Annotated in this window: 20 protein-coding genes and 1 tRNA gene; 7 read left to right on the forward strand and 14 right to left on the reverse strand. The window is 66.4% G+C overall.

The window, feature by feature from the left end:
- Positions 1-78 precede the first annotated feature (78 nt).
- From U1703_RS05805 to U1703_RS05820, 4 genes are all read right to left on the reverse strand, one after another.
- Complete coding sequence (locus U1703_RS05805) at positions 79-471, reverse strand: NADH:ubiquinone oxidoreductase subunit NDUFA12 (protein ID WP_320451899.1); 393 nt, start codon at positions 469-471, stop codon at positions 79-81.
- A 213-nt stretch (positions 472-684) separates the two neighbouring features.
- Positions 685-1,182 (reverse strand): DUF192 domain-containing protein, encoded by a 498-nt coding sequence (locus tag U1703_RS05810; protein WP_332784951.1) that lies wholly within the window; start codon positions 1,180-1,182, stop codon positions 685-687.
- On the reverse strand, positions 1,179-1,748 hold the full coding sequence (locus tag U1703_RS05815) for a cold-shock protein (protein WP_332785136.1): 570 nt from the start codon (positions 1,746-1,748) through the stop codon (positions 1,179-1,181). Before U1703_RS05815 ends, U1703_RS05810 begins: the two co-directional genes overlap by 4 nt.
- A 132-nt stretch (positions 1,749-1,880) precedes the next feature.
- A complete protein-coding gene (locus U1703_RS05820) occupies positions 1,881-2,411 on the reverse strand; it encodes a regulatory protein RecX (RefSeq protein ID WP_332784952.1) in 531 nt (176 codons plus the stop codon).
- 126 nt (positions 2,412-2,537) lie between these two features.
- Between U1703_RS05820 and U1703_RS05825 the strand changes: the two genes are divergently transcribed.
- A complete protein-coding gene (locus U1703_RS05825) occupies positions 2,538-4,292 on the forward strand; it encodes a fatty acyl-AMP ligase (protein ID WP_332784953.1) in 1,755 nt (584 codons plus the stop codon).
- A 222-nt stretch (positions 4,293-4,514) separates the two neighbouring features.
- Here U1703_RS05825 and U1703_RS05830 read toward each other — a convergent pair whose 3' ends face one another.
- The 3 genes from U1703_RS05830 to U1703_RS05840 form a co-directional block, all read right to left on the reverse strand.
- Entirely contained in the window at positions 4,515-4,853 is a 339-nt protein-coding gene (locus U1703_RS05830; RefSeq protein ID WP_332784954.1) for a DUF3140 domain-containing protein, read from the reverse strand.
- Positions 4,854-4,900: 47 nt separating this feature from the next.
- Entirely contained in the window at positions 4,901-6,283 is a 1,383-nt protein-coding gene (locus tag U1703_RS05835) for a hypothetical protein (protein ID WP_332784955.1), read from the reverse strand.
- A gap of 74 nt (positions 6,284-6,357) precedes the next feature.
- Positions 6,358-6,870, reverse strand: coding sequence for a hypothetical protein (locus tag U1703_RS05840; RefSeq protein ID WP_332784956.1), 513 nt, complete (start codon positions 6,868-6,870; stop codon positions 6,358-6,360).
- Positions 6,871-6,943: 73 nt separating this feature from the next.
- Here U1703_RS05840 and U1703_RS05845 point away from each other — a divergent pair, with 73 nt between their 5' ends.
- Positions 6,944-7,621, forward strand: coding sequence for an isochorismatase family protein (locus U1703_RS05845; protein ID WP_332784957.1), 678 nt, complete (start codon positions 6,944-6,946; stop codon positions 7,619-7,621).
- A 158-nt stretch (positions 7,622-7,779) separates the two neighbouring features.
- Here the strand turns inward: U1703_RS05845 and lpdA are convergent, their stop codons facing one another.
- From lpdA to U1703_RS05865, 4 genes are all read right to left on the reverse strand, one after another.
- Positions 7,780-9,192: a dihydrolipoyl dehydrogenase gene (lpdA, locus tag U1703_RS05850; RefSeq protein WP_332784958.1), complete on the reverse strand. Its 1,413-nt coding sequence runs from the start codon at positions 9,190-9,192 to the stop codon at positions 7,780-7,782.
- Positions 9,193-9,256: 64 nt separating this feature from the next.
- Entirely contained in the window at positions 9,257-9,652 is a 396-nt protein-coding gene (locus tag U1703_RS05855) for an acyl-CoA thioesterase (protein ID WP_332784959.1), read from the reverse strand.
- Positions 9,649-9,861: a hypothetical protein gene (locus U1703_RS05860; RefSeq protein ID WP_320451888.1), complete on the reverse strand. Its 213-nt coding sequence runs from the start codon at positions 9,859-9,861 to the stop codon at positions 9,649-9,651. Before U1703_RS05860 ends, U1703_RS05855 begins: the two co-directional genes overlap by 4 nt.
- 20 nt (positions 9,862-9,881) lie before the next feature.
- On the reverse strand, positions 9,882-11,222 hold the full coding sequence (locus U1703_RS05865) for a pyruvate dehydrogenase complex dihydrolipoamide acetyltransferase (RefSeq protein WP_332784960.1): 1,341 nt from the start codon (positions 11,220-11,222) through the stop codon (positions 9,882-9,884).
- Between the two features lie 130 nt (positions 11,223-11,352).
- On the opposite strand from U1703_RS05865, the gene U1703_RS05870 reads away from it, so the two are divergent.
- A complete protein-coding gene (locus U1703_RS05870) occupies positions 11,353-11,808 on the forward strand; it encodes a universal stress protein (RefSeq protein ID WP_332784961.1) in 456 nt (151 codons plus the stop codon).
- 138 nt (positions 11,809-11,946) lie between these two features.
- Here the strand turns inward: U1703_RS05870 and trxB are convergent, their stop codons facing one another.
- Positions 11,947-12,915, reverse strand: coding sequence for a thioredoxin-disulfide reductase (gene trxB / locus U1703_RS05875; protein WP_320451885.1), 969 nt, complete (start codon positions 12,913-12,915; stop codon positions 11,947-11,949).
- A 121-nt stretch (positions 12,916-13,036) separates the two neighbouring features.
- Between trxB and U1703_RS05880 the strand changes: the two genes are divergently transcribed.
- The 4 genes from U1703_RS05880 to U1703_RS05895 all read left to right on the forward strand — a co-directional run bounded on the left by U1703_RS05880 (position 13,037) and on the right by U1703_RS05895 (position 18,133).
- Entirely contained in the window at positions 13,037-15,325 is a 2,289-nt protein-coding gene (locus U1703_RS05880; protein ID WP_332784962.1) for an FdhF/YdeP family oxidoreductase, read from the forward strand.
- Positions 15,322-15,828, forward strand: coding sequence for a molybdenum cofactor guanylyltransferase (gene mobA, locus U1703_RS05885; RefSeq protein ID WP_332784963.1), 507 nt, complete (start codon positions 15,322-15,324; stop codon positions 15,826-15,828). Before U1703_RS05880 ends, mobA begins: the two co-directional genes overlap by 4 nt.
- A gap of 163 nt (positions 15,829-15,991) precedes the next feature.
- Positions 15,992-16,792: a formate dehydrogenase accessory sulfurtransferase FdhD gene (gene fdhD / locus U1703_RS05890; protein WP_332784964.1), complete on the forward strand. Its 801-nt coding sequence runs from the start codon at positions 15,992-15,994 to the stop codon at positions 16,790-16,792.
- Between the two features lie 84 nt (positions 16,793-16,876).
- Complete coding sequence (locus U1703_RS05895; RefSeq protein ID WP_332784965.1) at positions 16,877-18,133, forward strand: hypothetical protein; 1,257 nt, start codon at positions 16,877-16,879, stop codon at positions 18,131-18,133.
- Positions 18,134-18,149: 16 nt separating this feature from the next.
- Here the strand turns inward: U1703_RS05895 and U1703_RS05900 are convergent.
- Together U1703_RS05900 and U1703_RS05905 are read right to left on the reverse strand one after the other, a co-directional pair.
- Positions 18,150-18,226: transfer RNA gene (locus U1703_RS05900), tRNA-Met, on the reverse strand.
- A 55-nt stretch (positions 18,227-18,281) separates the two neighbouring features.
- A complete protein-coding gene (locus U1703_RS05905; RefSeq protein ID WP_332784966.1) occupies positions 18,282-18,821 on the reverse strand; it encodes a 2'-5' RNA ligase family protein in 540 nt (179 codons plus the stop codon).
- Between the last annotated feature and the right edge of the window lie 7 nt (positions 18,822-18,828).

The raw sequence follows: 18,828 nt of genomic DNA on the forward strand, positions 1-18,828 counted from the left end.
TCAGCGCGTGATAGCCGAACCAGCCACCGACACCGAGCGCTGCGGCCAGCGTCACCCCGGCCAGCCAGCGTGCGGCCTTCACCCCTCCGGCGTCCAGGCTTCATAATCGCCGGTCGCGGCCTGACGCTGGCCACCCTTTTCCAGCGCGCCCGACGGACGATAGGCCATGGCCGTGCCGGTCATGTTGGGAATGGCGGGCTTCTGCCACGCACGGCGCGGCGGCAGCGAGCGGTCGGGCACGTCATCGACCTGATGATGCAGCCAGCTGAACCACTCCGCCGGAACCCGGCTGGCATCGTTCGAGCCGTTGTAGATCACCCAGCGACGCGCGCGACCGGCGGTGTCGACACCGCCCTCATAATAGACGTTGCCATGTGCGTCCTCGCCCACCTGCGCCTTGCCGCGCAGACCGAACCAGGTGCCGATGGTGGCGCCGTTCCACCAGGTGAAGGGATTGAGGTTGATGCCCATGCCGCGCCGTGTAGCCCGGCTCTCGCCAGCCTTCAACCGCGTTCGTGTGGGCGTGGCGATATGGGGGTGATGCCGCAAGCGGTGGTCTCTATGAGACACCACCCTCCCCCATCCCCTCCCGCATGCGGGAGGGGAGAAGCTTGGTTCAGATCGCATTGGCTGTCACTTGCCGGGGATTAGAGGGCTATTCCCACTCCCCCCCCCCCGACGGCATCATTTCGGCCAGGAAACCGAATCGCCTTCCGAGATGCCCAACTCCGCCGAACGCCCGCCGACCAGTTCCAGCACGGCGGCGACCGGTTCGTCGGAGGGGATCGGAGTCTGGCTGAAGGGCGCGGTGTTCTCGGCGATGCGCGCGATCGTACCGTCGGCGCGCAGGAACAGGATGTCGAGCGAAGTCGGGGTGTTCTTCATCCAGAAACTCGCCTCGCGCGCGCCACCGCCTTCGGGGGGATAGGGCGCGAACAGCATGCCGCCATCGGGCGTCAGGTCGGTGCGGTACATCAGCCCCTGTTCCTGCTCCGCAGCGGTGCGCGCCCGCTCTACCTTGAAGACATGTTTGCCCTGCGCGGTGGTGATGGTCACCGGCACGGTTTCGGCTGCGGTCTTGCTCGCCTGCTCCGTCGTGGCCCCGCCGCCCGAGCAGCCGGACAGTCCGGTGGCCGCCAGTGCGAGCGCCGTCGCGGCGATCCCCCAGCCCGTCTTCGTCATGATGCGCCCTGCTCCGTCACGATCACCGCCAACGGCCCCTTGGGCCCGTCGACGATCCGGGCGGCCAGCGGCTGGCCCGGCTCCACCTCCAGGATACCGCCGCGCCGCAGGGTTTCCATATGCACGAAGATATCCGCCCCGTCGCGATCGCGCAGCAGGAAGCCATAGCCCTTCAGCCGGTTGAACCATTTGACCGATACCGATTCGGGCGTACCCGCCGCATCGACCAGCGCGACCGGATCGACCCGGTCGGGTGATCGCGGGCGGCGCGGCTGTTCGGGCACGGCATGGGTCAGGTCGATCGCGATCACCTCGCGCGCCTGGTAACCGCGCCCGCTGCGCATCGCGGTCAGCGTGACCCGTGCCCCCTCGGGCAGGCTGCGTCGCCCATGCGCCTGCAATACGGTGAAGTGCACCAGCACGTCCCCGTATGACGGATCGTCCGCGACCACGAAGCCGAAGCCCCGCGTCACGTCGAACCATTTTACGACCCCCGCCAGCCCCACGGCGCTATCCGCCGTTTCGCCGTCGATGCCGCCCCCTGTACTTGGCGTTTCATCCAGCATCATCGCACCCTTGGCCCTATTGCTAGCATCATTGTTCGCACTCGCAATGCGACGGCGTTCATTTTTGATGCTTCGCGATGGGACGGACGCAGCAAAAGGGGCCTTCGGGCGCCAAAAGATGCCGCAAATGGCTCAGAAATCCTCGTCGTCGAGCATATCGCCGGGTGCCGCCGCCACGATCCGACGCGACAGGTCCATGCCATGCCCCGCCCGCAACATCGCGCCGAGCTGCTTTTCGCGTAGCGCTCGATCCGCTTCCCCGGTGGCATAGGGCCCGATTCGCTTACGCCGCGCAAAGGCGAGTGCGGCCCCGCGCGCCGCCTCGGCCATCTGGGGAGCGATCGCCTCGTGATCCTCTGCCCCCACCCTCGCGGCATGTAGCGCCTGTGCGACCCGTCGCGCGCCCAACCCGCGCCTGGCCAGCGACGCGGCCTTGGCCTCGGCATAGGCGCGATCGTCGATATAGCCGAGTTCGACCATCCGCGCGGCCAATCCCTGCGCATCGGGTGCGATATCCGCCGCCCAGCCCCTTTCGCGCAGCTTGCGGGTCAGGTAATCGACCAGCTTTCCCTCGGTCGTCGCGAAGCGTTCGACATAACGCAGCGCGAGATTGTCGAGCAATTTGGGGTCAAGGGGCTTGGGCGGGCGACGATCGGCGGACACGCCTTGTTTGTGCCACACTGACACCGGAATTAGAACGCGGGAAGCCGGTACCTGCGGCATAAAACGATCACGCACCCGCTCGAACATCCGCGGGCGCGCAAAAGCATAAGGAACGAAGGCAAGGCCATGACGATCGAGCACCATCAGGACGACGCGCGCGCCATCATCGCGACGCCGACCGAAGATGCGCTGCCGCGCCGCTTCGCCGACTTCGATACGCTGGGCGAAGCGCTGGACTATGCCGCGTCGGGCTCGCGCGGGCTGAACTTCCACGACGCACGCGGCACCCTGTCGCGCCCCTATCCCTTTTCCGAACTGCGCGAGGATGCGCTGGTCTGCGCCCGCCGCCTGATCGCCAGCGGCGTAAAGCCCGAGGAGCGGATCGCGCTGGTCGCCGAAACCGTTCCCGAATTCGCCGCGCTGTTCTTCGGCGTCGTCTATGCGGGCGCCTGGCCGGTGCCGTTGCCGCTGCCGACCTCGTTCGGCGGGCGTGACAGCTATATCGAGCAGCTTCGCGTCCAGTTGGCCAGCTGCGACCCCAAGATGCTGATCTACCCGCCCGAGCTGGCCCAGATGGCGGGTGCCGCCGCCGAGGCCGCGGGCGTCGAGGGGATCGACTGGGCCAGCTTCGCAACGCGCGAGGCACCCGAAGTGGAACTGCCGCAGGCCGATCCCGAAGCGATCGCCTATCTGCAATATTCCAGCGGCTCGACCCGTTTCCCGCATGGCGTGGCGATCACCCACCATGCGCTGCTGAACAACCTGGCCGCGCACAGCCATGGCATGAAGATCCAGGAAAGCGACCGCTGCGTCTCGTGGCTGCCCTGGTATCACGACATGGGCCTGGTCGGCTGCTTCCTGTCGCCGGTCGCCAACCAAGTGTCGACCGACTATCTAAAGACCGAGGATTTCGCGCGCCGGCCGCTGGCGTGGCTGGACATGATCAGCCGCAATGCGGGTACTTCGGTCAGCTATTCGCCGACCTTCGGTTATGACATCTGCGCGCGTCGCATCTCGTCGCAGACCAAGGCGTCGGACCGCTTCGACCTGTCACGCTGGCGCATCGCGGGCAATGGCGCGGACATGATCCGCCCCGACGTGATGCAGAGCTTCGTCGACGCCTTTGCCGATGCGGGCTTCCCGGCCACCGCCTTCCTTCCATCCTATGGCTTGGCCGAGGCGACGCTGGCGGTGTCGATCATGCCGCCGGGCGAAGGCATCCGCGTCGAGCTGGTCGAGGAAACCCAGCTGTCGGGCGGCGCGCAGGGCACCGACCGGCCGCAGCGTTTCCGCGCCATCGTCAACTGCGGCAAGCCCGCGCGCGACATGGTGATCGAGATCCGCGAAGAGGACGGCACGCCGCTCCCCGACGGAGCGATCGGCAAGGTGTGGTGCAAGGGCCCGTCGGTCATGGTCGGCTATTTCCGCGACCAAGCCGCGACCGATGCCTGCCTGGTGGATGGCTGGCTCGACACCGGCGACATGGGCTACATGTCGAAGGGCTATATCTACATCGTCGGCCGCGCCAAGGACATGATCATCGTCAACGGCCGCAATCACTGGCCGCAGGACATTGAATGGGCGGTCGAGCAGCTGCCGGGCTTCAAGGCGGGCGACATTGCCGCCTTCGCGATCACCACGCCGGGCGGCGAGGAAACCCCCGCCGTGCTGGTCCAGTGCCGCAGCTCGGATGACGAGGAACGTGCCCGCCTGCGCGACGAGATCCGCGAGCGCGTGCGTGCGGTGACGGGCATGAACTGCGTGATCGAACTGATCCCGCCGCGTACCCTTCCGCGCACCAGCTCGGGCAAGCTGAGCCGCGCGAAGGCCCGCAACCTGTACCTGGCGGGTGAGATCAAGCCGTACGACGTCGCGGCCTGATCTTTCGAATTTGAATGAGGAAGGGGCTCGGTCGAAAGACCGGGCCCTTTTTCATTGCCGCCAGTCTCCACTCCGCCCAGGCGACACCAGACGCCACGGACCGTCCTCATCCGCTATTTGCCACCCCGGCGGAGGCCGGGGTGGTGAAGTGTAGCGAGGCGGCCAAACATTCATGACCTCCGACGTCGCTCCAGACGGAACGGAGCAGCCCCCGCCCGCCCCTCAATCCTTCAACGGATCATGCCCCCAGTTCATCAACGAATAGCGCCACGGCGAGTGTTCGACATCCTTGTCCGGCCCGCCCTGCTTCAGATGGCGGTGCACATAGCCGACGACCTTCTTCATATGCGCATAGTCGTCCTCGGTCAGGTCCGCCTTCTTCTTGCGCTTGATCGCGACGATCTTGCGGCCAGACTCATGCCCAACGCTCTCGTCCAAGCCGCCCTTTTTCTGGCCGACATCCTTCGACTCGTCGGTGTCCAGAAACTTTTCCAGCGTGGCGGGGGCCATGTTCACGGCCTCCTGGAAATCGGTGTAAATCTGATCGTAATCCTCGGCCATGGACGGCTCCTTTCCGGGCCATCAACGCCGGCCGCACGATTTCAGGTTCAACCGAGCATCGCCTCATAGCTTTGCGGCGGCACCGGCAAGGTCACTCGCGCGACCCCGCCCAGGATCACCGCCAACAGCAGCACGCCCCCCGCTGCCCGCACGATCCACCGCTCGCCCGTCCATGGCTTGGCCAGCACCAGCCCCAGCGCGCAGGCCATGACGGGCCAGAGGTGATATCGGAAATCGGACGCCACGCTGATGACCAGGAAGCTCGCCTCGAGCCCCAGCACCGAGCCGAACAGCGCGCCCGCCAGCCCGCGTCCGCGCGTGACCGCCAGGCCGCCCGCCGCCAGGATCAGCCAGACGATCGGCCACATGACGGGCATGTCGACCCATGGCCCGGCCATACGCTGCCACGCCAGCGCGACGCGGCCCGGCTGGCCGAGATGCAGGTCATTGGGTTCGCTGCTCTGCGGCGGCACGGCATTGGGCCAGCGCGACGGCACCCAGAGCCGCCAGGTCGAGTTGACATGCGCCAATCGCTGTTCGGCATAGGCGACCGGATGATGCAGGATGGCCGGGGCCAGCCGCGCATAGAGTGTGCCGGGGGCCATCGTCTCGAACCGTTTCAGCGACGTGCCGCAGAGGTTCGGCTCGCCCAGCGCATCCCAGAAGAATGGCTTGACGCAGTGCCGCTCCCGCATCTCCGCCACCTCGGCCGGGGAAAAGCCCAGCCGGGGATCATAGGGCACCCGCGTCGCGATGCCCGCCAGATCGTAGAGCGCCTGGGTGCGCGCCACACCGCTGTCGCGCGCACCCAGCAGGCGGTGATTGACGATCGGCGACAGCGCGAGCGTGACGAGCGTCAGCGCGACGGTGATCGCGATCCGAACCGACCATCGTGTCGCGACCAGCAGGGCGACGAGCGGTGCGACGGCAAAGATCGCATTGGCCCGGACCAGCGCGGCATAGGTCAGCAGCAACGCGGCGACGCACCACGCGGCCGGGGGCACCCTTTCCCCCCGCAACCGCCACCAGCCGACGATCCCGACCGCCGCCAGCGTCGCGCCGGTCATCTGCGCATCCTTCAGGATCGCGACCTGCCAGCCCAGCCAGGGCGGCACCAGCCCGATCGCCAGCACCAGCAACGCCGCGCGTGGCCGCTGGTCGACGATCCCCGCCGCGATGCCGCCCAGCCCCAGCCACCAGCCGCCAAGCTGCACCGCCAGCATCGGCCCGGCCCCATGCCCGGCGAACAGCGACCAAAGCCGCGCCATGATCGGCGGATGCCAGTCGTCATAGTCGCCGCTCAGGACCTGCGCATATTGGCCGACACTGTCATACTCGACATAGCCGGGCGCGAAGATGATCAGGCTCAGCCCGAACAGGACCAGCGTGGCGACGATGATGCGCAGGCGGTGGCTATGGGCTCGGGTCATGGGCCAGCAAGCGATGCCGCCAAAGCGATCCGTTTCGCAAGCGGAATGCGCTGCCCTGCCCCGCACGAGCGTCCTTAAAAGGGAGATGTATCGAGCGGCGGTAGCATCAGCCTCTGGCGCTCCTGTCCGACAAACGCCTGGATCGCTTGGCGGAATGCCTCGGGCTGAGCGAGCAACGGCCGCAAGTTCCGGGCCCGCACGGTGACCCGTGGATCGGTCAACCGATCGAAGAACCATGCCGCCTGTTCTGGCCGCCCCGTCAACGCTGCAGCGATCGCGGCCTTATAGCCCCACCAACTCGGCCCCATCCTGTCGGGCGAACTTTGCGCCTCCGCGATCACGAAATCTGCGGCGGCCTGGAAATCGGGAAAGCGGGCGTCCAACGCCAGCGCGGCCCGTCGCGCGGCATCGGCGATGCGCGTGCAGGCCTCATGAAACATCTGCTCCGATTCGAAATCGGCATGATGGGGCGACGGTACCGCCACATCGAAACTCAAGAAATCCGTACCCGTCCAGTTCCAATGCGCCGCGTTCGCCAGCGATACCGAGCGCGACCAGCGGCCGGGAGTGAACTCAACGACGTTCACCCACCATCCCCGATCCGCCAGCCACAGACGTGAGCGCCCCTGCCGCCGGAAACCGATCGATGCGAGCGCGGCCTTGGCCGCCGATGCGATGATGCGGGCATGGATGTCACTCATTCCCCCCCTCGCCCTGCCCGGATATGGCCAAGGCCTCGAGCAACGCCTAATCAGAATGAATAAGACGGGGGAAATCATGGGCGACGGCACGGCACTTGTCATCATCGACATGCAGATGGAGATGCAGCATCGGATCGACACGGGTCGCCAGTGCGTCAATTCGGATGCCCCCATCGCGATTCAAGTGCTGGCAACCGCCTTCCGTGATGCGGGCCACCCGGTGATCCACGTCCGTCATGAAGATACCGATCCCGTCTCGCCCATGCATATCGACGCTCCCGGTCATGCACCAATGGCCTGCGCGGTGGACAGGCCCGGCGAAGCGGTGTTTGTAAAGACGACCTCTTCTGCCTTTCCCAGCACCGAACTGGCGGCGCATCTGCGGGGGCGAGGCATCGCGCATCTGGTCGTAGTTGGTGCCGTGGCGGGGTTCTGCGTCAACTCGACGGTACGGTCGGCGTGCGATCTGGGGTTTCGGGTGACCTTGGTGACCGACGCGGTCATCGGGTTCGATCTGCCCTCTGCCGGCCTCGACGCACAGACCATCTTCAACGTGACGATGGGGTTGCTGGCGGCGGATTTCGCCGAGCTGCGGGACAGCGGGACGGTGATCGCGACGCTGTTAGGCAAGGGGTGAGGCGTGGCCTTCGACTTCGCTCAGGCTGAACGGATGTTCGGAGGTGGCACCATTCCCTCACTTCGTTCAGCCTGAGCGACGTCGAAGGCCAAGGGGCTCCCCCAACGAAAAAAGGGGCCCGCATCCGCGAGCCCCTTCCCATCATCCGGTCGAAAAAATCAGATGTGCAGCGCGCGCCCATAGGCGGCCAGCACCGACTCGTGCATCGATTCCGAGATGGTCGGGTGCGCGAACACCGTTTCCATCAGCTCGGCCTCGGTCGTCTCCAGCTGGCGGGCGACGACATAGCCCTGGATCATCTCGGTCACTTCCGCGCCGACCATGTGCGCGCCCAGCAGTTCGCCGGTCTTGGCATCGAACACCGTCTTCACGAAGCCTTCCGCCTCGCCCAGCGCGATCGCCTTGCCATTGCCGATGAAGGGGAACTTGCCGACCTTCACCTCGTAGCCCGCTTCCTTGGCCTTGGCCTCGGTCAGGCCGACGCTGGCGACCTGCGGACGCGAATAGGTGCAGCCCGGGATGTTGCCCTTGTCCATCGCATGCGGGTGGACATCCTTGTTGCCCAGCGCCTGTGCGATGGCCTCTGCCGCGATCACGCCCTCATGGCTCGCCTTGTGCGCCAGCCAGGGCGCGCCGGTCACGTCGCCGATCGCCCAGATGCCGTCGACGTTCGTGCGGCCATAGCCGTCGGTCTTGATGTGGCCGCGATCGGTTTCGATGCCCAGCTTGTCCAGACCGATATTCTCGGTGTTGGGGACGATGCCGATGGCGACGATCGCATGGCTGAACTCGGCCGTCTCGACCTTGCCGTCGGGGCCCTTCATCGCGGCCTTCACGCCCGATGCGGTCGCCTCCAGCTTCTCAAGGCCGGTCTTGGTCTTGATGGTCATGCCGAACTTGGTCAGCTGCTTGGTCATGAACTCGCTGACTTCGGCGTCCTCGACCGGCATGATCCGGTCGAGCATCTCGACGATGGTCACTTCCGCGCCCATGTCGTTGTAGAAGCTCGCGAACTCGACGCCGATCGCGCCCGAGCCGATGACCAGCAGCTTGGTCGGCATGGCGGGCGGCACCATCGCATGGCGATAGGTCCAGATACGCTCGCCGTCCGCCTTGGCAAAAGGCAGGTCGCGGGCGCGCGCGCCGGTCGCGACGATGATGTGCTTGGCCGTCAGCTCGGTGGTCTTGTCGCCCTGGACGACCGACAGCTTGCCCTTTCCGGTGATCGTGCCGACGCCCTCATGGACGGCGACCTTGTTCTTCTTCATCAGGCCCTTGACGCCCGCATTGAGCTGGCCCGCCACCTTGCGGCTGCGATCGACCACCTTGTCGAGGCTGAACGAGGGCTTCTCGACCGACAGGCCGTATTGCGCGGCGTGGGTCATGTAATGATAGACCTCGGCCGAGCGCAGCAGCGCCTTGGTCGGGATACAGCCCCAGTTGAGGCAGATACCGCCCAGCCGCTCGCGCTCGACGATCGCGACCTTCAGGCCAAGCTGGCTCGCGCGGATCGCCGCGACATAGCCGCCGGGACCCGAGCCGAGGACGATAAGGTCGTAAGTGTCAGCCACTTTGCTCTTCCTTCTGAACACGCGCCTTGACGGTGCGCGGGGGCCAGCCCCCGGAGAATGTCGATTAGTCTTGTGCCGGAGCCATCGGCGGAACGGTGCGCGGCTTGCGATCCTTGTCGGTCGCGACGAACACGAAGCGCGCCTGCGTCACCTTGGTCGCGTCTTCCATGTGGCGGGCGCGGCGCCAGGCCTCGACCTCGATCGTCATCGACGTGTTGCCGACATGGACCAGGGTCGCATAGACCGACACCTCGTCACCCACGAGCACGGGGGCGTGGAACTTCATCCCCTCCGCCGCGATCGTGACCGCGCGGCCGCCCGAATGGCGCGACGCCACCGAGCCTGCCGCCAGGTCCATCTGGCCCATCAGCCAGCCGCCGAAGATATCGCCATAAGGATTGGCGTCCCCCGGCATGGCGGTGACGCGGATCGTGGGGTCCAGATCGGGAAGCGTGCTCATTGTTCCGAATGCCTCCGTGCCATGCGGTCGGCGATACGCGCGCGGTGTAGCGGGCCGAGGCCCATCGCCACCGTCGCGATCGCGGCCCCCGCGCCGCACCACCAGATTTCAGTGCGCGCGAGGGGATAGGCCCAGGCGGCGGCCCAGGTCATGACGAGCGCCGCCACCAGCCCCAGGCCGATATAGAACAGCTCGGTCCGAACCCGCATGGCCCCCGCCCCTCAGCTTGTCAGGCCAGCATCGCCAGCGGACGCTCGACCAGTTCCTTGAACACCTTCATCAGCTCGGCGCCGTCGGCCCCGTCGATGGCGCGGTGGTCGAAACTGCCGGTCGCCGACATGACGGTGGCCACGCCCAGCTGGTCGTCGACGATATAGGGGCGCTTCTCGCCCGCGCCGATCGCCAGGATCATGCCCTGCGGCGGGTTGATGACCGCCTCGAACTGCTTGATGCCGAACATGCCCATGTTCGAGATCGAGGCGGTGCCGCCCTGGAATTCATGCGGCTGCAGCTTGTTGTCGCGGGCGCGGGTCGCCAGGTCCTTCATCGTGGTCGAGATGGACGACAGCGAGCGCGTATCGGCCTCCGACACGATCGGGGTGATCAGGCCCGCAGGCGTCGACACCGCGACCGAGATATCGGCACGCTTGAAGCTGATCAGCTGGTCCGGCGTGAACATGACGTTGCACTTCGGCACCGCCATCAGCGCGACGCCCAGCGCCTTGATCAGCATGTCGTTTACCGACAGCTTCACGCCACGCGATTCCAGACCGGCGTTCAGCTCGCCACGCAGCTTCAGCAGCGCGTCGAGGCGGATATCCACCGTCAGGTAGATGTGCGGAACCTGCTGCTTCGATTCGGTCAGGCGACGCGCGATCGTCTTGCGCATGTTCGACAGCTTCGACGCCTCGTGCGGGATATCCGGCACCTGGGCGGGCTTGGAAGCAGCGGCAGGCGCGGCGGCGGTTTCCACCGAAGCCGATGCGGTCGCGGCAGGCGCGGCGACCTTGGCCTGGCCGGGCTGCGCATTCTCGACGTCGACCTTGACGATGCGGCCGTTCGGGCCCGAGCCGGTCACCGACGACAGGTCCAGGCCCTTTTGCGAGGCGATGCGGCGCGCCAGCGGGCTGGCAATCGCGCGGCCGCCATTAGAGGCCTGCTTGCCCGAATCGGCGGGCTTGCCGTGATCCTCGGCCTGTTCGACCGTACGCTCGACGGGCTTGGCTTCGCTGCCCGTCTTGTTGGGATCGGCGGGGTCGGTCGGCATGGGGTTGGCCGGGGCCGGGGTTTCCGACTTGGTGGGAGCCTGGACCGACGAAGCATCCTCGCCCTCTTCGGCCAGGATCGCGATGACGGTGCCGACCTTTACGTTGTCGGAGCCTTCGGCGACCAGGATCTTGGCGATCACGCCTTCGTCCACCGCCTCGAATTCCATCGTGGCCTTGTCGGTTTCGATCTCGGCCATGATATCGCCGGACTTTACCGTGTCCCCTTCCTTCACCAGCCATTTGGCCAGCGTGCCTTCCTCCATGGTCGGCGACAGCGCGGGCATCTTGATCTCGATCGACATGGAGGTCCTCTCGGGGCAAACCAATTCCGTAGCGGCCCGTCTCTTGCGCCCGAATTGCGCTCGGTCAAGTCATGGCCTTGCATGAAATACTATGTAACGGCATCCATTCGATACAAATTGGGGGGCCATCATGCGTATCTATCTGGTCGTGATCGACGACAGTCCGGAATCGCGGATCGCCTTGCGCTTCGCTGCGAGACGCGCGGTGAAGACGGGCGGCGGCATCGAAATCCTGACCGTGCTGCCGCCGCAGGAATTCATCGCGTTCGGCGGCGTGCAGGCGACGATCGAGGACGAGGCGCGGCAACAGGCCGAGGCGCTGCTCGCCAGTGCGGCGGGCACGATCCTGGACGAATCAGGCCTGCGCCCGTCGATCACGGTGCGCGAGGGCGACGCGCCCAAGGTGATCCGCGAGATCATCGCGGACAATCCGGACATTGCCGCACTGGTTCTGGGCGCCGCCGCCAGCGGTGCGCCGGGCAAGCTGGTGAGCCATTTCTCCGGCACCGATGCCGGCGCGCTGCCGGTGCCGGTGATGATCGTTCCGGGGTCATTGACGCCGGAGGCGATCGACCGGTTGAGTTGATTGCAAGATCCTCCCCGGCACGGGGAGGTGGCAGCCCGAAGGGCTGACGGAGGGGGGCTTCCCCATAGGCCGTCCCGTGCGGCACGCCCCCTCCACCACCGCTATGCGGTGGTCCCCCTCCCCGTTCCGGGGAGGATTTTACTCCGCCGCCTTGGCCAGATCCTCGAACTCGGCCGCCGCAAGGAACCGTTCGGCGTCGAGTGCGGCCATGCAGCCCGTACCCGCCGCCGTCACCGCCTGGCGGTAGACCTTGTCCGCCACGTCACCGCACGCGAAGACGCCCGGCACGTTGGTGCGGGTCGAACCCGTCTCGACCGCGATGTAACCGTCGGAGTCGAGCTCCAGATGGCCGCGGAACAGCTCGGTCGCCGGATGGTGGCCGATCGCGACGAAGCCGCCGTCCACGTCCAGGCGGCTATGCTCGCCGGTCACCGTATCGAGCAGGTCGAGCGCCACCAGCCCGGCATTGCCACCGCCGTCGACGAATTCGCGCACTTCCTTGTTCCACAGCACCGTCACGTTCGGATGCGCGAACAGCCGCTCCTGCAGGATGCGCTCGGCGCGCAGGGAGTCGCGGCGGTGGATCAGCGTCACGTCGTCGGAATGGTTGGTCAGGTAGAGGGCCTCCTCGACCGCGGTGTTGCCGCCGCCGATCACCGCGACCTTCTTGCCGCGATAGAAGAAGCCGTCGCAGGTCGCACAGGCCGACACGCCCTTGCCCTTCATCGCCTCCTCGCTGTCCAGGCCCAGCCACTTGGCCTGCGCGCCCGTCGCGATGACCAGCACGTCGCCCTCATACACGTCGCCGCCGTCGCCGATCAGGCGGAACGGGCGGTTGGTCAGGTCGACCTGGGTGATCGTGTCCCACATCATCCGCGCGCCGACATGCTCGGCCTGTTTCTGCATCTGCTCCATCAGCCAGGGGCCCTGGATGACGTCCGCAAAGCCGGGATAATTCTCGACGTCCGTGGTGGTGGTCAGCTGGCCGCCGGGCTGGATGCCCTGCACCACGATCGGCTGCATCCCCGCGCGTGCGCCATAGATTGCGGCGGACAGCCCGGCCGGGCCTGAGCCGAGGATGAGCATACGGGTGGCGTGGGTGGTCATGTCCGGTTCCTGTGAAGCGATTTTGCCGCCTAGATAGTCATATGGGCGATAAAAATGAACCGCTTCTCATGCGGCCATTCGGGGACTTCTTCGTTCCTCGTTGCAAGTGGAGGTTTGGCCGATGCGCGACGACGACGATGTGAAGATCACCGATTACACCGCTCCTGCGGGTGGCTGGGGCTCGATGAAGGGCATGGCGAAGGTCCTGCCCAAGGAGGGTCTGGGTCCCGAGGTGTTCGACACGCTGCGTCGGCAGAACAAGCCTGGCGGTGTTATGTGCGTCAGCTGTGCATGGGGCAAACCGGCCAAGCCCCATATCGCCGAGTTCTGCGAGAACGGCGCCAAGGCGACCGCATGGGAACTCAGCTCCTTGCGCGTCACACCGGATTTCTTCGCCAAGCATACCGTCTCCGAACTGGAGACCTGGCCCGACCATGACCTGGAACAGGCGGGCCGCCTGACCCATCCGATGCGCTATGACCGCGCGTCGGACAAGTATGTCGCGGTCAGCTGGAACGAGGCATTTGCGGCGATCGGCGCGAAGCTGAAGACCTGCGATCCGACCAAGGTCGTGCTCTACGCTTCGGGCCGCGCCTCGCTCGAGACGTCGTTCATGTATTCGCTGTTCGCGCGGATGTGGGGGCAACAGAACCTGCCCGACAGCTCGAACATGTGTCACGAGACGACCTCGGTCGGCCTGAAGTCCGCCATCGGATCGCCCGTCGCGACGATCCAGATGGAGGATTACGACAAGTGCGACGCGATCTTCTCCTTCGGGCAGAATGTCGCGACCAACGCCCCCCGGATGCTCCACAATCTCCAGGCCTGCGCCAAGCGCGGGGTCGAGATCGTGACCTTCAATCCCTTGCGCGAGCGCGGCTGGGAACGCTTCGCCTCGCCGCAGAATCCGGTGCAGATGCTCACTGGCAGCTCGACCGATATCTCGACCCAGTATCACCAGGTGAAGGCGGGCGGCGACATCGCCGCGCTGACCGGCATCTGCAAGCTGGTGATCGAAGAGGACGACCGTGCCATCGCCAAGGGCACTAGCCGCATCCTCGACCATCACTTCATCGAGCAGCACACGACCCGGTTCGAGGATTTCGCGAACTATTGCCGCAATGCGGCGTGGAGCGACATCATCCGCGATAGCGGCCTGACCCGCGATGCGCTGGAGCAGTCGGCCCGCGTCTATATGCGCGCCGAGCGGGTGATCGCGGTGTACGGCATGGGCATCACCCAGCACCGCTACGGCATCGATGCGCTGTACATGATCGTCAACCTGCTCCTGCTGCGCGGCAATATCGGGCGCGAGGGGGCGGGCCCCGGTCCGGTACGCGGGCACAGCAACGTGCAGGGCCAGCGCACCGTCGGCATCACCGAGAAGACCGAGCTCGCGCCCGTCGAACGGCTGAAGGAGCTGTTCGAGTTCGAGCCGCCGACCGAAAAGGGCTGGGACACGGTAGAGGCCTGTCGCCAGATCATCGCCGGGACCGCGCAGGGCTTCGTGCAACTGGGCGGCAACTTCCTGCGCGCCACGCCCGAACATGCCAAGATGAAGGCGGCATGGAGCAAGCTGCCCATCGCCGTCCATATCGCCACTAAGCTCAACAAGAGCCATCTGGTGCCAGGCGAGGAAAGCTATATCCTCCCCTGCCTGGGCCGGCTGGAAACCGATATGCAGACCGGCGGTCGCCAGGCGGTGTCGATGGAGGATTCGTTCAGCCATATCTATGGTTCGGTCGGCAAGGCGACGCCCGCTGCCGACACGCTGCTTTCCGAACCGGCCATCGTCGCGGGCATCGCCAAGGCGGTGCTGGAGCCCAACCCCAATGTTCCCTGGGACGAATGGGTCGGCGATTACGGCCTGGTCCGCAGCGCGATCGAGAATGTCTATCCGGACAAGTTCGCCAACTTCAACGAACGTCTGTTCGAACCCGGCGGATTCTGGAAGGGCAACCCTGCCTCGCACCGCAAATGGGAGACGGAGAGCGGCAAGGCCGAGTTCAACGTGCCCCGCGCCATGGACGCCTCGGGCATCGCGCCCGCCGAAGGGCGGATGCGACTGATCACGCTGCGCTCGAACGACCAGTTCAACACGACCATCTATGGCTATGACGATCGCTTCCGGGGGATCAGCGGCACGCGGATGGTCGCGATGATGAACAAGGCCGACATGGCCCGGCTGGGCCTGAGCGATGGCCAGACCATCGCGCTGGAAGGCGATGCCGACGATGGCGAAAGCCGCGTGGTCGAAGGTCTGCGCGTCGTCGAATACAACATTCCCGAAGGCTGTATCGGCGGCTATTATCCGGAGCTCAACTATCTGATCCCGCTGGAGCATCATGCGCTGGAAAGCCATGTGCCCGCGGGCAAGTCGGTGCCGGTGAAGGTACGCATCCCCGTATGAGCATATTGGGTGCCGTCCTGACCGGAGGGCGGTCGTCGCGCTTCGGGTCGAACAAGGCGGTCGCCATGCTCGGCGACCGCACCTTGGTGGCGCACGCCCGCGCGACCATCGCCCCATATTGCGCGCGCGTGGTGCAGGTTGGCGGCGAGGACGGCGTCCCCGACATGCCCGCCCCCGGCCTTGGACCGTTGGGGGGCATTGCGGGAGCGCTCGACTATGCGGCCAGCCACGGCTTTCGCTGCGTGCTGACCATCGGCTGCGACATGCCCCGCCTGCCCGATGGTCTGGTCGAGATGATCCTGCGACGCGAGCCCAGCTATTGCCGCGACGCGCCGGTCCTGGGGCTTTGGCCTGCCGCACTGGGCGCGCATCTGATGGCGCATCTGTCGCTGGGCCGGGACCGATCGGTACGCGGCTGGGTCCGCGCGATCGGTGCGATCCCGATCGCCTCGCCCGAGCCGCTGGCCAATGTGAACACCCCCGCCGACCTCGCCGCCCTGTGAGGCGGGTGGCGCTCGACTTTTTCCTCCCCTTTAAGGGAAGGTGGCAGGCCGCAGGCCTGACGGAGGGGTGTCCCGGCTGGCGAGGTGGGCCTGCTCTCGCAATCGGTGACACCCCTCCACCATGTTCCGCATGGTCCCCCTCCCCTTGCAGGGGAGGAATGGGTTGAGCGTCACCCAAACGCCGAGGCTGCTCCGCCTGACACCGGATGGCGCGGCCGCCGCGATCGACCGCGAGGTCGCGGTCGAATGCCCCGTGGCGATCGAAGTCGACGGCTTCGGCTATGCCGTCATGATGATGACGCCCGAGCGGCTGGAGGATTTCGCCACCGGTTTCCTGCTGACCGAACGGCTGATCGACAAACCCGCCGACATATTGGCGATCGAGCCCTTTGCGGCCGAAGCAGGCTGGATCGTCCGCGTCACCCTGGCCGGGCATTTGCGCGGACGGATGCAGGACCGGGTCCGCCACCGGACCAGCGACACCAGTTGCGGGCTGTGCGGCCTGTCCGGGCTGGAGCAGATCGCCCGCCCCGTCACGGCCCGCCCCCCTGCCCCGCAAGTCTCCGTCGCCACCCTGTTTGCCGCGCTGGCGGGCTTGCGCGGGCATCAGCCGCTCAATGCCCGGACCGGTGCCGTCCATGCCGCAGTCGCCTGCGATGCACAGGGGGGCGTGATGGCGGGGGCGGAGGATGTCGGGCGGCACAATGCGCTCGACAAGCTGGTCGGCGCGCTGGCCCACATCGACGCCGACCACGCCGACTTCATCCTCGTCACCTCGCGGATCAGCTATGAGATGGTCGACAAGGCGCTGGTTGCAGGCGTCGGCCTGCTGGTCGGGATATCGGCACCGACCAGCTTGGCAATCGACCATGCCCGCGCCCACGGCCTGACGCTGATCGCCCTGGCCCGCGCCGATGCGATGCTGGTCGCGCACGACCCGCACGGGCGCTTTGCCGCCGCCTGACGGCGACCCTTGCCGCCGACGCGGTCGCTGATAAGCTGCCCCGGATACAGCAATGGGGGAAGCACGGTGATGGTCAGGAACATCATGTGGGGGCTCGCCGCGCTGTTACTCTGTCCCGCCGGTGCGACCGCGCAAGGCATTCCCTTCACCAGCGACATGCAGAAGGCCGACGCCCTGGTGCGCGCCGGGCGCTATTGGGACACCAACACGCTGCTCACCGCCGCCACCTTCGCCGCCGATGGTTCGATCAAGGACGAATTCCTCTTTCAATACTGGTCGCAGTTCACACCCTTCGTGACCAACGAGGTCGACCCCGCACTTTATGACCGGGCCGCCCGGTTCGACACGCCGGAACCGACCTGGGCACCGCGCATCGCCGCCGCCGAGCCCCGCGACGCCCTCGCCGAAATCGTCGCGCGGGCGAAGAACACGCGAATCGTCATCCTGAACGAGGCGCATTACAGCCCGCGCGACCGCGCCTTTGCCTGGCAGGTCGCTCGCGCGCTCCGGCCGCTCGGCTATGACGTGCTGGCAGCGGAGGCGTTCGGCAACAATCCCGAAAGCTCCGGTGGTCCCACCCCGGCGGAACGATTGGAGCAGGACGGGGTCGTGCGCCGCTCGACCGGCATGTACACGCTCGATCCCGTCTTCGCGAACTATGTGCGCAACGCCCTGAAGCTGGGGTATCGGCCGATCGGTTACGAACAGACCTCGTCGCAGCGGACACCCGAGAGCGGTGTGCCCGAACGCGAGCAGGCGCAGGCCGACAACCTCATGGCGTATTTGCGCGCCCACCCCGCCGCGAAGCTGCTGATCCATGTCGGACACGGCCATGTCCTGGAAGGCGGGGCCACGAAGCCCGAATATGCGATGATGGCGCAGCGGCTGAGGCAGATGTCTGGCATAGACCCGTTGACGATCGACCAGACCACACTCACTGACCTTGCGGCCAATGCCCGCCCGGCCCTTCGCGCCGCCCAGTCGCGGATGAACGACAAGCCGGCGGTCTTCCTCGAATACGGCAAGCCGCTGATCATGGGACGCGTCGCCGACCGCGTCGATCTTCAGGTCGTCCACCCGGCCCGCCATTACGTCCAGGGCCGCCCCGCCTGGCTGGCAAGCCTTGGCGGGCGACCACGCGCCATTCCGCCCGCGCTGCTGCCCAAGCAAGGCGCCCGCCTGATCCAGGCCTTTGCCGCCGGCGCACCCGAGGATGCCGTGCCGCTGGACCAGGTGCTGGTCACGGCGGGCAAGCCGGTGCCGGTCCTGATGGTCCCGAACGGACCGATCCGCTTCGCCATGCAGGACGATGCAGGCCTTGCGGCATCGTCGTCGAAATAAGGGGAAATACACCGGGTGGTAGCGAAGGAGGGACTTGAACCCCCGACCTACGGATTATGATTCCGCCGCTCTAACCAGCTGAGCTACTTCGCCATGTTTGGCGTTCCACCCGGTGGAGGCGCGCCTATAGACAGGCTGTTTTCGGGCGTCAAGCGAACAAATGACGCGACAGCAATTCCCAGGGACCGCCGCGATACCACCACGCGCCGAGCCCGATCAGCTCGACCGGCCGGGGTCGGAAATCGCGCTCCATCTGCTGAAGGAGCAGCTTGGCGGTGGAGGGCGTCACCTTGTTCTGGATCGTCACATGCGCGCGCCAGCCGCCCGCATCCTGCGGCGTGAGCATCCCGGCAAAGGCATCGACCAGCTCGTGACGGATCGCCACCAGGCCGGGCGATTCGATACGGATCGCCACGCCCCGGCCCAGCGACATCAACCCGCTCGCCCGCGCATCGGGTGCCCGCACCCCGCGCGTCATGCCGTTCAGCCGGTGCTTCAACTCGGCCTCGACCGAGGGCGGCAGGTGGTGGAACAGCGTGCAATGCGCGTCGAGCACGTTGCGCTCGGGGGGAAAATGCTGGCGACGCAAGCCATCGAACCAGCTCTGGTCGGGGCGGCCAAACAGCGCGGTGACGATGATCGGGGCGGGCACCGAACCGGGCCCCGAACTAGGCCCCAAGCCAGGCATGGACGGG

The organism is Sphingomonas flavida, assembly GCF_036663655.1.
In the GTDB taxonomy this organism is placed as follows: Bacteria; Pseudomonadota; Alphaproteobacteria; order Sphingomonadales; family Sphingomonadaceae; genus Sphingomonas.

Bases quoted from the DNA above. Each gene is read 5' to 3' on its own strand.
- U1703_RS05805 (WP_320451899.1), bottom strand. From the start codon at position 471: ATGGGCATCAACCTCAATCCCTTCACCTGGTGGAACGGCGCCACCATC.
- U1703_RS05810 (WP_332784951.1), bottom strand. From the start codon at position 1,182: ATGACGAAGACGGGCTGGGGGATCGCCGCGACGGCGCTCGCACTGGCG.
- U1703_RS05815 (WP_332785136.1), bottom strand. From the start codon at position 1,748: ATGCTGGATGAAACGCCAAGTACAGGGGGCGGCATCGACGGCGAAACG.
- U1703_RS05825 (WP_332784953.1), top strand. From the start codon at position 2,538: ATGACGATCGAGCACCATCAGGACGACGCGCGCGCCATCATCGCGACG.
- U1703_RS05830 (WP_332784954.1), bottom strand. From the start codon at position 4,853: ATGGCCGAGGATTACGATCAGATTTACACCGATTTCCAGGAGGCCGTG.
- U1703_RS05835 (WP_332784955.1), bottom strand. From the start codon at position 6,283: ATGACCCGAGCCCATAGCCACCGCCTGCGCATCATCGTCGCCACGCTG.
- U1703_RS05855 (WP_332784959.1), bottom strand. From the start codon at position 9,652: ATGAGCACGCTTCCCGATCTGGACCCCACGATCCGCGTCACCGCCATG.
- U1703_RS05860 (WP_320451888.1), bottom strand. From the start codon at position 9,861: ATGCGGGTTCGGACCGAGCTGTTCTATATCGGCCTGGGGCTGGTGGCG.
- U1703_RS05865 (WP_332784960.1), bottom strand. From the start codon at position 11,222: ATGTCGATCGAGATCAAGATGCCCGCGCTGTCGCCGACCATGGAGGAA.
- U1703_RS05870 (WP_332784961.1), top strand. From the start codon at position 11,353: ATGCGTATCTATCTGGTCGTGATCGACGACAGTCCGGAATCGCGGATC.
- trxB (WP_320451885.1), bottom strand. From the start codon at position 12,915: ATGACCACCCACGCCACCCGTATGCTCATCCTCGGCTCAGGCCCGGCC.
- U1703_RS05880 (WP_332784962.1), top strand. From the start codon at position 13,037: ATGCGCGACGACGACGATGTGAAGATCACCGATTACACCGCTCCTGCG.
- mobA (WP_332784963.1), top strand. From the start codon at position 15,322: ATGAGCATATTGGGTGCCGTCCTGACCGGAGGGCGGTCGTCGCGCTTC.
- U1703_RS05895 (WP_332784965.1), top strand. From the start codon at position 16,877: ATGTGGGGGCTCGCCGCGCTGTTACTCTGTCCCGCCGGTGCGACCGCG.
- U1703_RS05905 (WP_332784966.1), bottom strand. From the start codon at position 18,821: ATGCCTGGCTTGGGGCCTAGTTCGGGGCCCGGTTCGGTGCCCGCCCCG.